Source organism: Pontivivens ytuae, from assembly GCF_015679265.1.
GTDB classification, from domain to species: domain Bacteria; phylum Pseudomonadota; class Alphaproteobacteria; order Rhodobacterales; family Rhodobacteraceae; genus Pontivivens; species Pontivivens ytuae.
In genome coordinates this window covers 3,757,108-3,770,842 of sequence record NZ_CP064942.1, presented here as the reverse complement: position 1 = coordinate 3,770,842, position 13,735 = coordinate 3,757,108, and the positions used below count along the sequence as shown (strand labels likewise).

The 13,735-nt window shown below is 67.3% G+C and carries 15 protein-coding genes; 14 read left to right on the top strand and 1 reads right to left on the bottom strand.

What is annotated here, in order from left to right; all coding sequences use genetic code 11:
• The first annotated feature begins 39 nt into the window (after positions 1–39).
• The 8 genes from tkt (at position 40) to I0K15_RS18715 (ending at position 6,857) form a co-directional block, all read left to right on the top strand.
• Positions 40–2,052, top strand: coding sequence for a transketolase (gene tkt / locus I0K15_RS18750; RefSeq protein WP_196102999.1), 2,013 nt, complete (start codon positions 40–42; stop codon positions 2,050–2,052).
• Between the two features lie 4 nt (positions 2,053–2,056).
• The gene (locus tag I0K15_RS18745; RefSeq protein ID WP_196102998.1) at positions 2,057–2,449 is read left to right on the top strand and encodes a RidA family protein; all 393 of its coding nucleotides are present in this window, start codon (positions 2,057–2,059) and stop codon (positions 2,447–2,449) included.
• Between the two features lie 60 nt (positions 2,450–2,509).
• Complete coding sequence (locus I0K15_RS18740) at positions 2,510–3,085, top strand: YceI family protein (RefSeq protein WP_196102997.1); 576 nt, start codon at positions 2,510–2,512, stop codon at positions 3,083–3,085.
• A 65-nt stretch (positions 3,086–3,150) separates the two neighbouring features.
• Positions 3,151–3,294: a hypothetical protein gene (locus I0K15_RS18735; protein WP_196102996.1), complete on the top strand. Its 144-nt coding sequence runs from the start codon at positions 3,151–3,153 to the stop codon at positions 3,292–3,294.
• An 18-nt stretch (positions 3,295–3,312) separates the two neighbouring features.
• Complete coding sequence (locus I0K15_RS18730; protein ID WP_196102995.1) at positions 3,313–4,506, top strand: phosphoglycerate kinase; 1,194 nt, start codon at positions 3,313–3,315, stop codon at positions 4,504–4,506.
• A gap of 116 nt (positions 4,507–4,622) precedes the next feature.
• Positions 4,623–5,402: an SDR family NAD(P)-dependent oxidoreductase gene (locus I0K15_RS18725; protein WP_196102994.1), complete on the top strand. Its 780-nt coding sequence runs from the start codon at positions 4,623–4,625 to the stop codon at positions 5,400–5,402.
• Between the two features lie 97 nt (positions 5,403–5,499).
• Complete coding sequence (locus I0K15_RS18720) at positions 5,500–6,429, top strand: class I fructose-bisphosphate aldolase (RefSeq protein ID WP_196102993.1); 930 nt, start codon at positions 5,500–5,502, stop codon at positions 6,427–6,429.
• Positions 6,430–6,431: 2 nt separating this feature from the next.
• Entirely contained in the window at positions 6,432–6,857 is a 426-nt protein-coding gene (locus I0K15_RS18715) for a PPC domain-containing DNA-binding protein (RefSeq protein WP_230374185.1), read from the top strand.
• Here the strand turns inward: I0K15_RS18715 and I0K15_RS18710 are convergent.
• Entirely contained in the window at positions 6,841–7,743 is a 903-nt protein-coding gene (locus tag I0K15_RS18710) for a LysR family transcriptional regulator (RefSeq protein ID WP_196102992.1), read from the bottom strand. The genes I0K15_RS18715 and I0K15_RS18710 overlap by 17 nt on opposite strands.
• A gap of 105 nt (positions 7,744–7,848) precedes the next feature.
• On the opposite strand from I0K15_RS18710, the gene I0K15_RS18705 reads away from it, so the two are divergent.
• From I0K15_RS18705 to I0K15_RS18680, 6 genes are all read left to right on the top strand, one after another.
• Positions 7,849–8,625 (top strand): aldo/keto reductase, encoded by a 777-nt coding sequence (locus tag I0K15_RS18705; RefSeq protein ID WP_230374184.1) that lies wholly within the window; start codon positions 7,849–7,851, stop codon positions 8,623–8,625.
• 128 nt (positions 8,626–8,753) lie between these two features.
• On the top strand, positions 8,754–9,074 hold the full coding sequence (locus I0K15_RS18700) for an FtsB family cell division protein (RefSeq protein WP_196102991.1): 321 nt from the start codon (positions 8,754–8,756) through the stop codon (positions 9,072–9,074).
• Positions 9,075–9,201: 127 nt separating this feature from the next.
• Positions 9,202–10,221, top strand: a complete 1,020-nt coding sequence (gene pdhA / locus I0K15_RS18695; RefSeq protein ID WP_196102990.1) for a pyruvate dehydrogenase (acetyl-transferring) E1 component subunit alpha — start codon at positions 9,202–9,204, stop codon at positions 10,219–10,221.
• Between the two features lie 108 nt (positions 10,222–10,329).
• Entirely contained in the window at positions 10,330–11,718 is a 1,389-nt protein-coding gene (locus tag I0K15_RS18690; RefSeq protein ID WP_196102989.1) for a pyruvate dehydrogenase complex E1 component subunit beta, read from the top strand.
• Between the two features lie 53 nt (positions 11,719–11,771).
• Entirely contained in the window at positions 11,772–12,326 is a 555-nt protein-coding gene (locus I0K15_RS18685) for a hypothetical protein (protein WP_230374183.1), read from the top strand.
• 12 nt (positions 12,327–12,338) lie between these two features.
• Positions 12,339–13,694, top strand: coding sequence for a pyruvate dehydrogenase complex dihydrolipoamide acetyltransferase (locus I0K15_RS18680; RefSeq protein ID WP_196102987.1), 1,356 nt, complete (start codon positions 12,339–12,341; stop codon positions 13,692–13,694).
• The last annotated feature ends 41 nt before the right edge of the window (positions 13,695–13,735 follow it).

Here is a 13,735-nt window from a genome sequence, read left to right as displayed (position 1 = left end):
TATCAGGGCGCAACCGTTTTCCAGCCTTGCGAGATCCCCGTGACCATCGACGACCTGCGCGCCCGCCATCCCGACCACTGGAACCGTGCCACCGCGATCCGCGTGCTGGCGCTCGACGCGGTCAAGGCCGCAAACTCGGGGCATTCGGGGATGCCCATGGGCATGGCCGATGTCGCGACCGTGTTGTTCGAGAAGCATCTGAAGTTCGATGCGAGCGCGCCGGATTGGGCCGACCGCGACCGGTTCATCCTGTCGGCGGGCCACGGCTCGATGCTGCTCTACGCGCTGATGTACCTGACGGGCTATGCCGATATCTCGCTGGAGGAGATCCGGAACTTTCGCCAGCTCGGTGCGCGCACGGCGGGGCATCCGGAGTTCGGGCACGCGAAGGGGATCGAGACGACGACCGGGCCGCTCGGCCAGGGCATCGCGAACTCGGTGGGCTTCGCGATTGCCGAGGAGTCCCTGCGCGCCCGCTACGGCAAGAAGGTGGTGGATCACCACACCTACGTGATCGCCGGCGACGGCTGCCTGATGGAGGGTGTCAGCCAGGAGGCGATCGGGCTGGCGGGCAAGCAGAAGCTCGGCAAGCTGATCGTGCTGTGGGACGACAACGGCATCACCATCGACGGCAAGGTCTCGATTTCCGACGTGACCGACCAGATGGCGCGGTTCGAGGCGTCGGGCTGGTCCGTCTTCTCCTGCGACGGGCATGATCCGGAAGCGATCGACGAGGCGATCCGGCAGGCGAAGCAAAGCCCCCTGCCCTCGATGATCGCGTGCAAGACGCATATCGCCATCGGCTCCGCCGCGCAGGACACGGCGAAGGGGCACGGCGCGCTGACCGACGACCAGCTCATCGCCGATACGCGCAAGGCCTATGACTGGCCGCACGCGCCGTTCGAGATCCCGGCCGACCTGCTGGCCGAGTGGCGCTCCATCGGCAATCGCGGTGCGGTCGAGCGGCAGGAATGGGAGGCGCGTTTCGCCACCCTCTCCGACAGCCGCCAGCGCGAGTTCACCCGCCAGATGACCGGCGAGGTCCCGAAGAAGCTATCGGCCGCGATCAAGCGCTTCAAGCAGACCGCGACCGAAGAGGCGAAGAAGGTCGCGACGCGAAAGAGCTCCGAGATGGTGCTGGGCGTCATAAACGACGTGCTGCCCGAGACGATCGGCGGCTCGGCGGACCTGACCGGCTCCAACAACACGCTGACGGCGGATCTGGGCGCCTTCGACGAGGACAACCGCAAGGGTCGGCACGTGAGCTACGGCATCCGGGAGCACGGAATGGCTGCCGCGATGAACGGCATGGCGCTGCATGGCGGCGTGCTGCCGTACGGCGGGACGTTCCTCGTCTTCTCCGACTACGCGCGGCCGGCGATGCGGCTCTCGGCCCTGATGGGCCAGCGGGTGGTCTATGTGATGACGCACGATTCCATCGGGCTGGGCGAGGATGGCCCGACGCACCAGCCGGTGGAGCATGTGGCGAGCCTGCGCGCGATGCCCGGCATGACAGTGTTCCGCCCCGCCGACACGGTTGAGACGGCGGAGGCGTGGGAACTTGCGGTGCAGGCCGACGGCCCCTCGACGCTGGCGCTGACCCGGCAGGGCCTGCCGCTGGTGCGCACGGAGCACAAGACGAAGAACCTGACGGCCCAGGGCGCCTACGTGCTGGCCGAGGCGCAGGGCAAGCGGATGGCGATCCTGCTCGCCTCCGGCTCCGAAGTGCATGTGGCGCTGGAGGCGCGGCGGATCCTGGAGAACGAGGGGATCGGCGTGCGCGTCGTCTCCATGCCGTCCTGGGAGCTCTTCGCCCAGCAGGACGAGGCCTATCGCAAGCGCGTGCTGCCCGCGGGCCCGGTGCGTGTCGTGGTCGAGGCGGGCGTGCGGCAGGGCTGGGACCAGTGGCTCTGCGGTGAGCGCGGGCGCTGGAACAAGGCGGGCTTTGTCGGCATGCAGGGCTTCGGCGCTTCGGCCCCGGCGGGCGATCTATTCCAGCATTTCGGCATCACGCCGGAGGCCGTGGCCCAGCAGGTCCGCGACCTGCTCTGATCCCATGCGTGTCGTCGTGCCCCCCGCCATGCGGCCGCTCTACGAGAGCTGGCGCATGGCGCCGGGCGTCATCGACGGCGGCCGCCTCGTGATGACCGGCTTCAGCGGGGTGGCGCTCGACGGCAGCATGTCGCCGGATCCGGAGACGCAGATGCGCACCGCCTTCGATCAGGTGGGGCTGGTGCTCGCGGAGGCGAGCTGCATCTGGGCCGATCTCATCGAGATGACGAGCTACCACGTCGACATCGCGGCGCAGATCGACCTGTTTCGCCGGGTCCGAAACGAGTATGTGGCACCGCCTTATCCTGCGTGGACGGCGCTGGGGGTGGCGGGCCTTGCATCTGCCGGGGCGGTCGTCGAGATCCGGGCCGTGGCGCGGGTCCGCTCACCGAGCTGAGCGGAGCGATCACGCCCGCGCGACCGGCGATGACGGCGGGGCGCTGGCGCTTACATGCGCATGATGCGCCACGCCACCATCGCCGCCCTCGCCCTGATCGCCGCCCTGCCCGTTCGGGCGGACACCTGGTTGCTGCTCGAAGGGCCCAGCGAGATCGGGTTCACCTATTTCGAGAATGAGGAGCCCTATCGCGGGCGCTTCCCGGCCTTTGCGGGCACGGCGGAGTTCGACGCGGCCCGCCCGGCGGAGACGCAGGTCGAGGTGACCGTCACGACCTCGGAGGTCGAACTCGCCGATTTCGTGCGCACGGCCTTTGCCAAGACCGAGGGCTGGTTCGACACGGTCGGCCACCCGCAGGCCTTCCTCACCCTCGACCGGCTGATCCCCGTGACCCGGACGGAGTGGGAGGGCGTGGCTCAGCTCACTGTGAAGGGCATCACGCGGGAGATCCGGCCGCGCTTCGTCCTCACCCGGCCCGGAAACTGCCTGCGCGCCCGCGGCGAGGTGGAGATCCCGATGGCGGATTTCGAGATCGGCCAAGGCCGGATCAGCCGCTTCATCAGGGTGGGCGAGAGCGTGATCCTCGACTTCAACCTGCTCGGCCATCCGGAGGGCATCGCCCCCGACTGCATCTGACGGCTTTTGGTGACAGGCGCGTCCCGCTGCCCTAGGAAGGCATTCGCGAGGGACGGAGGAGGCGCATGAACACCACCATCGCGCTGTGGATCGGCGGGATCATCCTCGCCGTGTTTCTCGCGGATTATCTCTATTTCGGCTGGGACCTCTGGGTCGAGGCGATGCGCCTGTTGTGGCGCATCATGACCTGGATGGCGTTCTGGCGCTGACATGGAAAGGCCCTCGGCATGAGCTGGAAGACCCTCGACGACATGGACCTTGGCGGCAAGGTCGTGCTGACCCGCGTGGACCTCAACGTGCCGATGCAGGACGGCCGCGTGACCGACGCGACGCGGATCGAGCGGATCGTGCCGACGGTGCGGGACATGCTGGCCAAGGGCGGTCGTCCGGTGCTGCTGGCGCATTTCGGCCGGCCCAAGGGCAAGCGCGTGGCGGAGATGAGCCTGGAGCCGCTGGTCGGGCCGCTGGCTGAGGCGCTGGGCGCAGAGGTGCGCTACGCCTCGGATTGCGTTGGCGCGCCGGTGAGCGAGGCGCTGGCGGAGTTGCCGGAGGGCGCGGTGCTGCTCTGCGAGAACACCCGCTACCATCCGGAGGAGGAGGCGAACGATGCGGAGTTCGCGAAGCGGATGGCCGCGGCGGGCGACGTCTACTGCAACGACGCGTTCTCGGCCGCGCACCGGGCGCACGCTTCGACCGAGGGGTTGGCGCATCACCTGCCCGCCTGCGCCGGGCGGCTGATGGAGGAGGAACTCAGGGCACTCGAAGGCGTGCTCGCCGATCCGCCGCGCCCGGTGGTGGCGGTGGTGGGCGGCGCCAAGGTCTCCACCAAGCTCGACCTTCTGGGCAACCTGATCGGGCGGATGGATCACATCGTGATCGGCGGCGGCATGGCGAACACGTTCCTGGCCGCCCAAGGCATCGACGTGGGCAAGTCGCTCTGCGAGCACGAGATGACCGGCACGGCCAAAGAGATCATGGCGAAGGCCGAGGGCTCGGGCTGCACCCTCCACCTGCCGACCGACGTCGTGGTCGCGCGCGAGTTCAAGGCAGGCGCGGCGAGCGAGACGGTCGCTGCCGATGCCTGCCCGCCCGATGCGATGATCCTCGATGCGGGGCCGGACACGACGCGGGCCGTGGCCGAGCTCTTCGGTCAGGCGAAGGCGCTGGTCTGGAACGGGCCCCTCGGCGCGTTCGAGATCGAGCCGTTCCACGCGGCGACCAAGGCGGCCGCCCTTGCCGCGGCGGAACTGACGCGGGCCGGGCGCCTCGTCTCCGTCGCGGGGGGCGGTGACACCGTGGCGGCCCTTAATACGGCCGGGGCCGCGGATCACTTTACCTATGTCTCCTCGGCCGGGGGTGCGTTCCTCGAATGGCTGGAGGGCAAGACCCTGCCCGGCGTCGCGGCGTTGCACAGCGCCTGATCCATGCCATATGACAGCCCTGCGACCGTGGCGGAACGTCGCGGGTCGCAGGGCCCCTATGCGCCTGCGGGGCCTTTTCATAAGCGACACACGTCTCTTAAGGGAAGGAACACCCCATGACCGACACCACCTGGACTCTCGTCACCGGCGCCTCCGAAGGCATCGGCAAGGAGCTTGCCCGCTGTGCTGCAAAGTCCCGGCGCAACGTGATCGTCGCCGCCCGCTCGAAGGAGAAGCTCGACGCGCTGGCCGATGAGCTGACGCAGCAATACGGGGTGCAGGCGGTGGCGATCGAGGCGGATCTCGCCGCGCGCGACGGGGCGGCGAAGCTGTGGGAGGCGGCGACGGCGGGCCGGACCGTCGACATTCTTGTGAATAATGCGGGACTGGGGCGCAACGGACCCTTCGCCGACGGGGAATGGCCGCGCGAGCTCACCTCGATCGATGTGAACGTGACGGCGCTCACCGAACTGATGAAGCTCGCGATACCGGGCATGGTCGAGCGCGGCGACGGGCGGATCCTCAACGTCGCCTCGGTCGCGGCCTTCACCCCTGGCCCCGGCATGGCCGTCTACCACGCGACGAAGTCCTACGTGCTGAGCCTGAGCCACGCGGTGGATGCGGAGCTAGACAAGACCGGTGTCTCGATCACCGCACTCTGCCCCGGCGCGACGGAGTCCAACTTCTTCAACGACGCTGACATGGGCGACGCCACCATCGTCAAAATGCGCAAGCTGCCGAGTGCGAAATCGGTCGCCGAAGCGGGCTGGTCCGGGGCCATCACCCGCAAGACCGTCGTGGTGCCCGGTGCGGACAACAAGATCACGGTCGCCTTCTCGAAACTGGTCCCGGCGCGGGTAAGTGCGGCGATCGCACAACGCCTTCTCTCGCGTTAAGGTTGATTCAAACCGGTTGCACTGAGGCGAAAGGTTGACCGGCTTTGTTGCGGCGCGGTAAGCCCTTGGCATCCTTCTCATGCCAGAGGACATTTCCATGAAAGCGACCCGCACCGTCCGCAACATCCTTGCGAACTACGAAGGCGAGACACCCGGCGTGAAGGCACAGCTGTGCCGCATGCTCATGCAGGGCAAGCTCGGCGGCACCGGCAAGATGATCATCCTGCCGGTGGACCAGGGCTTCGAGCACGGTCCGGCGCGGTCCTTCGCCCCGAACCCGGACGCCTATGACCCGCACTACCACTACCAGCTCGCCATCGATGCGGGGCTGAGCGCCTATGCCGCGCCGCTCGGGCCGCTGGAGGCCGGGGCCGATACCTTTGCGGGCCAGGTCCCGACGATCCTCAAGGTGAACTCCGCCAACTCGCTGATGAGCGATACGGCCGGAAAGAACCAGGCGGTGACGGCGAGCGTGGACGATGCGCTGCGCCTCGGCTGCTCGGCCATCGGCTTCACGATCTATCCAGGCTCCGACGCGGCGCTCGACATGTTCGAGGAGATCGTGGAGATGCGGCGCGAGGCGGCGGCCTGCGGCCTCGCCACCGTGATCTGGTCCTACCCGCGCGGCGAGGCGATCACCAAGGACGGCGAGACGGCGATCGACATTGCGGCCTATGCCGCCCACATCGCCGCCCTGCTCGGCGCGCATATCATCAAGGTGAAGCTCTCGACCGACCACCTGATGCTGCCCGAGGCGAAAAAGGTCTACGAGGCCGAGGGGATCGACATCTCCACCCAGGCGGCGCGCGTGGCGGACTGCGTGAAGTCCTCCTTCAACGGGCGGCGGCTGATCGTCTTCTCCGGCGGATCGAAGAAGGGCGCGGACAGCGTCTACGACGACGCGCGTGCGATCCGCGACGGCGGCGGCAACGGCTCGATCATCGGGCGCAACACGTTCCAGCGCGAGCGGGGCGAGGCGCTGGATATGCTCGGCAAGCTGATCGACATCTACAAGGGCAAGGCCTGATCTTGCAGCGGGCCGAGGCTCCGGCCGGGGCGGTGCGGCATCTTGCGCTGCGCCTCTCGCCTGGGACGGAGCTACGGTCCGCGCTGTGTGAGGCCTTTGACGAGAGCGGCGCGGCGGCGGGTTTCGTCGCCGCGTGCGTAGGCAGCCTGACGGTGGCGCCGTTGCGCTTCGCCGATCGGGACGATGCGGTCGAGGTGCCCGGGCCGCTGGAGATCGTGGCGCTGTCGGGCACGCTAAGCACCGACGGCCCCCACCTGCACCTGACCGTGGCGGATGCGGAGGGCCGTGTGACCGGCGGCCATCTGATGCCCGGCGCTTTGGTCCGCACGACGGCGGAGGCGGTGCTGGGGCTGACGGACGCCTTCGCCTTCTCCCGCGCTCTGGATCCCGCGACGGGTTATGCGGAGTTGTTCATCCGGGCGCGCTGATCCCCGGCGTTTTCGGCAGACCTGCCTCCACCGCATCTAGAAAGACGGCGAGACGGCGGAGCCGTTGGGCGCCCGGTGGGAATGCCACGTTGACCGTGAGCTCCGCCGCGCGCCAGTCGGGCAGCAGGTCGATGAGGCGGCCGGCCTGAAGGTCATCGGCCACGTACCAATAGGGCAGCACCGCGATGCCCGCGCCGCTGAGCGCGACGCGGTGCAGGGCGGCGATATTGTTGGTGGAGAAGGTGACGGGCGGCGCGATCTCCTGCCTTTGCGCGCCGTTCATGAGGGCGATGCGGCCCCCTTCGAAGGGATCGAGGGCGAGGAGCGGCAGGGTTTCCGCTGCCTTTGGGTGCTGTAGGGGTCCGGATAGGTCGGGGGCGGCGACCAGCAGCCGTTCGACCTGCCCCAGCGAGCGCACGACGAGGGTGTCGTCGGGAACCGGGCCGACGCGGATCCAGCAATCGCTGCCGAGCTCAGCGAGGCGGACCGGCGCGTCCTCCAGCCGCCAGTCGATGCGCAGGGCCGGGTGAGTTCGCGCCAACTCCACCGCGATATCAGTGAGCACGGTCTGGCCGAGCGCGACCGGGGCGACGACCGAGAGGCGGCCGCGTATCTCATCCTGGGCGTGGCGCTCGACCAGCGCCTCCCACCCCGCCAGCAGAGCGCGCGCCTCGGCCAGCACCGCCTCCCCCTCCCCGGTCAGGGCGAGGGAATGGGTTGTGCGACGGGCGAGCGGCGTGCCGAGCCGTGCCTCTAGATCCTGCAGGTGGCGCGAGGCCGTGGCCTGCGTGATGCCGAGATCGCGCGCAGCGGCGGAGATCGAGCCCCGCTCCGCGATGCGGGCGAAGGTGGCAAGCAGGGTGAGGCGGTCGGTGGGCTGGCTCATACGTCAGACGTATAGCAGAATGGCTACAACACGCACTACAGAAGGAACCGCTCGGCCCGCATATCTCCTCCAACGGCGATGATGCCGGATGAGAGGAGAAAGACCATGGACCGGACCTTCAAGCTTGGCGGCGACCTGACCATCGACCGGATCGGCTTCGGCGCGATGCGCCTGACGGGCCAGCCGGGCAATTTCGGCCCTTATCCCGATTGGGAGGGCGGCAAGGCGCTCCTGACCCGCGCGGCGGATCTGGGCGTGAATTTCTTCGACAGTGCAAGGGCCTATGGACCGCAACATGCCGACCGGCTGCTGGGCGAGGCGCTGGCGGAGCGTGACGTGGTGCTCGCCACCAAGGGCGGGATCGACAAGTTCGCGCCCGACCGCATGAAACGCGACGCCTCGCCCGCCACACTGCGCCAGCAGATCGAGGACGCGCGGGTGAACCTGCGCCGGGACGTGATCGACCTGTTCCAGCTTCACTGGATCGACCCGGAGGTGCCCGTCGAGACCTCGATGGAGGCGCTGGTGCAGGCGCGCGACGACGGGCTGATCCGCCATATCGGCCTGTCCAACGTGGATCGCGAGACGCTCGACCGCGCGCTCGCCGTCGGGCCGGTGGCGAGCGTACAGAATCGGCTCAACAGTGCGGAGCGGGCGCATGAGGCGCTGGTGGACTACACCGCCGAGCGCGGCATCGCCTTCATCCCCTATGGCCCGCTCGGCGCGCATCCGATGAAGCACGGCGCGGCGCTGGAGCCGGTGGCGGCCCTCGCCTGGCTGCTGGAGCGCGCACCCAACATCGTGGTCATCCCCGGCACGACCAGCCTGGCGCATCTGGAGCAGAATGCGAGTGCCTGGTCACAAGTGCAGGGCGCGGTGTGACAATTCGGGGCCGGGTTGCACGCCCGGCCCTATTTTCGCCATTGAGGGGATTCACAGGGCGAATCACTTCTGGCATAGTCATGTCACTGGCCCGGAGAGGCCGGATGAGCAGCAGAGTTGAGCCCCCGATGACCTTGCTTCGCACGATCACCGCCCGGTTTCCGGCGCGCGCCCTGGGCGACGCGGTGCTCTCCTTCGCGGTGCTCACGCTGATCGTCTATTTCGCCTATGCGGCGCTCCAGGGAAATCACGGCATGGGCCGTCTGATCGAGGTGGAGCAGGAGGCGCGCGACCTCGAAGTGACGCTTGCCCGCCTGCAGGATGAGGCGGCGGGGCTCACCAACCGCACGCGCCGCCTGTCGGACGATTTCCTCGACCTCGACCTGCTCGACGAGCGGGCGCGGCACGTCCTGGGCTATGCCCGCCCGGACGAAATCGTCATTCGATAGCCTTACAAAACGCTCTACCTGCCTTGCACAGGGCGAATGCCGCTCCGTCATTTGCGGGGGTGCAATCGTCGTGACGCGGCGTTAGACTGCGGATAGTTTGATATTGAACGACCTGGGGAGGTACGGAATGGCGACCCGCAAGACTGCGGCGAAGAAGCCGAATGCGTCGAAGGAAGACCTGCTTCAATATTACCGCGACATGCTCCTGATCCGCCGGTTCGAGGAGAAGGCCGGCCAGCTCTACGGCATGGGCCTGATCGGCGGGTTCTGCCACCTCTACATCGGACAGGAAGCCGTGGTGGTGGGCCTGGAAGCGGCGGCGAAGGAGGGCGACAGCCGTGTCACCTCCTACCGCGACCACGGGCACATGCTCGCCTGCGGTATGGATCCCAAGGGCGTGATGGCCGAGCTCACGGGCCGCGAGGGCGGCTACTCCAAGGGCAAGGGCGGCTCGATGCACATGTTCTCGGAAGAGAAGAAGTTCTACGGCGGCCACGGCATCGTCGGCGCGCAGGTGCCGATCGGCGCGGGCCTCGCCTTCGCCAACAAGTACCGGGGCGAGGACACGGTCTGCTTCACCTATTTCGGGGACGGTGCGGCCAACCAGGGCCAGGTCTACGAGACCTACAACATGGCCGCCCTCTGGGAGCTGCCCTGCATCTTCGTCATCGAGAACAACCAGTACGCCATGGGCACGTCCGTGAAGCGCGGCACCAAGTCCGCGAGCTACTGGGAGCGGGGTGCCGCCTTCGGCATCGCGGGCGAGGAAGTGGATGGCATGGACGTGCTCGCGGTGAAGGAGGCGGGCGAGAAGGCCGTGTCCCACTGCCGCGCGGGCAAGGGCCCCTACATCCTGGAGATCAAGACCTACCGCTACCGCGGCCACTCCATGTCGGACCCGGCGAAGTACCGCACCCGCGAGGAGGTGCAGAAGATGCGGGAGGAGCGCGACGCGATCGAGCACGTCAAGCAGCTCCTGCTGACCGGCAAGCACGCCACGGAGGACGAGCTCAAGGACGTCGACAAGGAGATCAAGGGCATCGTCAACGAGGCGGCGCAGTTCTCCCAGGACAGCCCGGAGCCCGCGCTCGAAGAGCTCTACACCGACATCTACGCCGAAACGATCCCGCAGGACGAGCCGGCCTGATGACCGGCTCCCTCTGCGTGCGCCGCACAGGCTGCGGCGGTATTCCCCTTTTTCCGGGTGCCGGCCCGTCCGCCCGCCGCACCCGTCCGACCATGGGAGCAATCTGACATGGCAACCGAAATCCTGATGCCCGCCCTTTCCCCGACGATGGAGGAAGGCACGCTGGCAAAGTGGAACGTGAAGGAAGGCGACGAGGTCTCCTCCGGCGACGTGATCGCGGAGATCGAGACCGACAAGGCCACCATGGAGTTCGAGGCCGTCGACGAGGGCGTCGTCGGCAAGATCCTCGTGGCCGAGGGCAGTGAGGGCGTGAAGGTGAACACGCCGATCGCCGTGCTGCTGGAGGACGGCGAGAGCGCCGATGACATCAAGGCGAACGGTGCCGCCCCGGCGGAAGCCCCTGCCCCGCAGGCCGATGCGCCGGCAGAGGTCGAGCATGCGAGCGTTCCTGCTTCCGCGGTGCCCGCCGCCGATGTGCCCCCGACGCCCGAACCGGATGTGCCCGAGGGCACCAGCTTCAAGTCGCAGACCGTGCGCGAGGCGCTGCGCGACGCGATGGCCGAGGAGATGCGCCGCGACGAGACGGTGTTCCTGATGGGTGAGGAAGTGGCCGAGTACCAGGGCGCCTACAAGATCAGCCAGGGCCTGCTCGACGAGTTCGGCGCGAAGCGCGTCATCGACACCCCGATCACCGAGCACGGCTTCACCGGCGTCGGCGTGGGGGCTGCCTTTGGCGGGCTGAACCCGATCGTGGAGTTCATGACCTTCAACTTCGCCATGCAGGCGATCGACCAGATCATCAACTCCGCCGCCAAGACGCTCTACATGTCCGGCGGCCAGATGGGCTGCCCGATCACCTTCCGCGGCCCCAACGGTGCGGCGGCGCGGGTGGCAGCCCAGCACAGCCAGGACTACGCGGCGTGGTATGCGTCCATTCCGGGCCTCAAGGTCGTCCAGCCCTACTCGGCGGCCGATGCGAAGGGCCTGCTGAAATCGGCGATCCGCGATCCGAACCCGGTGGTCTTCTTGGAAAACGAGATCCTCTACGGCAAGACCTTCGACGTGCCGGAGCTCGACGACTTCACCATCCCGCTCGGCAAGGCGAAGATCTGGCGCGAGGGCACCGACGTGACCCTCGTGAGCTGGGGCATCGGCATGACCTACGTGATGGAGGCGGCGGATGCGCTGAAGGAGATGGGGATCTCGGCGGAGGTCATCGACCTGCGCAGCTTGCGCCCCCTCGACATGGCGACGGTCATCGGCTCGGTGAAGAAGACCAACCGCTGCGTGACGGTGGAGGAAGGCTTCCCGGTCGCGTCCATGTCCAACCACATCGCGGCGACGATCATGGCCGAGGCGTTCGACTATCTCGACGCGCCGGTGCTGAGCTGCACCGGCAAGGACGTTCCGATGCCCTATGCCGCCAATCTCGAAAAGCTCGCGCTCACGACCACCCAGGAGGTGATCGATGCCGTGCGTGCCGTGACCTACAAGTAGAGTGCCCGATGTATAGCCGGCTGAAGAAGAGTTTTCCGCGTTCGCCTTACATCATGCTGTTCTATGGCATGAGCGTACTTTTCTTCTTCCTGATCTGGCTTTTCGTTGAGTTTGCGGGCTGGATCCAATCTGCTCCGGTAGACTCGAACGATACAACGGGCATGCGCCTCGTGAGTTATGTGGAGGACACGCTGTTCGCGATCATGCTCACCTACATCGTAGGATCTCTTGGCGCGTTGGCGCGGGTCACATTCGACGACACGATAAATGCGGAAGAACAGGAAAACGAGAAGCTCCAAGCGATCTACGGTCGCTTGGGCACGGGCGGTATGTTCGGCATCTTCGGCTTTTTTCTTGTAGAACTCGGTCTGCTAGAGCTGCTGATCTTCGGCAACGACGCTTCGCTGGCGGACCTGTCTCCATCACCTGCCGGCATCATCATCGTGTCTTTTCTGTCAGGCCTCTTCACTTCGGAGGTGTTCACGGGCCTGCACCGACGCGTTCAACGCGGCAACGAAACACAATCAAGCACTTCGACCACAAGCAACCCGGCCACACGTCCCGGCAGCGACACTGCTGCCGGAAGTGGCGACGACACAAAAGACTAGCGGGGAAAAGCTATGCCGATCAACATCCTGATGCCCGCCCTCTCCCCCACGATGGAGGAGGGCACACTCGCGAAATGGAACGTGAAGGAGGGGGACGAGGTCTCCTCCGGCGACGTGATCGCGGAGATCGAGACCGACAAGGCGACGATGGAGTTCGAGGCGGTCGACGAAGGCAAGATCGGCAAGATCATCGTGCCCGAGGGAACCGAAGGCGTGAAGGTCAACGACCCGATCGCCGTGCTGCTGGAGGACGGGGAAAGCGCCGACGATATCGGCAGTGCGCCGGCTCCGGCCGAGCCGACGCCGTCCAGCAATGTGGCCCCGGCCGAGGCGTCGGAGGCGACCGAACCCGCCAAGGGCCATGGCCGCGGCAACGGCCTCGACCACGCCGCTCCGGCTGATGCGGGCGGTGCGGCTCCGGCGCCCAGCCGCGCGGATGGCGAGCGTGTCTTCGCCTCGCCGCTCGCGCGCCGGATCGCGAAGGACAAGGGCCTCGACCTCGCGCAGATCAAGGGCTCCGGTCCCAAGGGACGCGTCGTGAAGGCGGATGTGGAGAATGCGCAGCCGCAGGCCGCCGCCCCGGCGAAGGCCGACGCCCCTGCCCCGCAGGCGGCCGCAGCCGCTGCACCGGCGCAGGGCATGGCCTACGACACGGTCGCCAAGATGTATGCCGACCGCGAAGTGGAGGAGATGAAGCTCGACGGGATGCGCAAGACCATCGCCGCCCGCCTCTCCGAAGCCAAGCAGACGGTCCCGCATTTCTACCTGCGCCGCGACATCCATCTCGACGCGCTGCTGAAATTCCGCTCCCAGCTCAACAAGGGGCTGGAGGCGAAGGGCGTGAAGCTCTCGGTCAACGACTTCATCATCAAGGCCTGCGCGAATGCCCTGCAGGAGGTTCCGGACTGCAACGCGGTCTGGGCCGGCGACCGGATCCTAAAGCTGAAGCCGTCCGACGTCGCGGTGGCCGTCGCCATCGAGGGTGGCCTCTTCACCCCGGTGCTGCGCGACGCGGACACCAAGACGCTGAGCACATTGTCGACGGAGATGAAGGACCTTGCCACCCGCGCCCGCGACCGCAAGCTCGCACCTCACGAATACCAGGGCGGCAGCTTCGCGATCTCCAATCTCGGCATGATGGGGATCGAGAACTTCGACGCCGTCATCAACCCGCCGCACGCCTCGATCCTCGCGGTCGGTGCGGGGCTGAAGAAACCGATCGTCGGGGAGGATGGCGAGCTGACAACGGCGACCGTGATGAGCGTGACGCTCAGCGTCGATCACCGGGTCATCGATGGCGCGCTGGGGGCTGAGTTCTTGGCTGCGATCAAGGCGAACCTCGAAGATCCGATCGGCATGCTTGCCTGACAAACCCCTGAAAAGCAAGAAAGGCCGGGCGTTTGCCCGGC

What these genes read in the sequence shown, in the direction of transcription:
- I0K15_RS18690 (WP_196102989.1), top strand. Translation starts at nt 10,330, where the DNA reads ATGGCAACCGAAATCCTGATGCCCGCCCTTTCCCCGACGATGGAGGAA.
- I0K15_RS18740 (WP_196102997.1), top strand. Translation starts at nt 2,510, where the DNA reads ATGATGCGCCACGCCACCATCGCCGCCCTCGCCCTGATCGCCGCCCTG.
- I0K15_RS18730 (WP_196102995.1), top strand. Translation starts at nt 3,313, where the DNA reads ATGAGCTGGAAGACCCTCGACGACATGGACCTTGGCGGCAAGGTCGTG.
- I0K15_RS18745 (WP_196102998.1), top strand. Translation starts at nt 2,057, where the DNA reads ATGCGTGTCGTCGTGCCCCCCGCCATGCGGCCGCTCTACGAGAGCTGG.
- I0K15_RS18685 (WP_230374183.1), top strand. Translation starts at nt 11,772, where the DNA reads ATGCTGTTCTATGGCATGAGCGTACTTTTCTTCTTCCTGATCTGGCTT.
- I0K15_RS18735 (WP_196102996.1), top strand. Translation starts at nt 3,151, where the DNA reads ATGAACACCACCATCGCGCTGTGGATCGGCGGGATCATCCTCGCCGTG.
- I0K15_RS18710 (WP_196102992.1), bottom strand. Translation starts at nt 7,743, where the DNA reads ATGAGCCAGCCCACCGACCGCCTCACCCTGCTTGCCACCTTCGCCCGC.
- I0K15_RS18680 (WP_196102987.1), top strand. Translation starts at nt 12,339, where the DNA reads ATGCCGATCAACATCCTGATGCCCGCCCTCTCCCCCACGATGGAGGAG.
- I0K15_RS18700 (WP_196102991.1), top strand. Translation starts at nt 8,754, where the DNA reads ATGACCTTGCTTCGCACGATCACCGCCCGGTTTCCGGCGCGCGCCCTG.
- I0K15_RS18720 (WP_196102993.1), top strand. Translation starts at nt 5,500, where the DNA reads ATGAAAGCGACCCGCACCGTCCGCAACATCCTTGCGAACTACGAAGGC.
- I0K15_RS18705 (WP_230374184.1), top strand. Translation starts at nt 7,849, where the DNA reads ATGGACCGGACCTTCAAGCTTGGCGGCGACCTGACCATCGACCGGATC.
- I0K15_RS18725 (WP_196102994.1), top strand. Translation starts at nt 4,623, where the DNA reads ATGACCGACACCACCTGGACTCTCGTCACCGGCGCCTCCGAAGGCATC.
- pdhA (WP_196102990.1), top strand. Translation starts at nt 9,202, where the DNA reads ATGGCGACCCGCAAGACTGCGGCGAAGAAGCCGAATGCGTCGAAGGAA.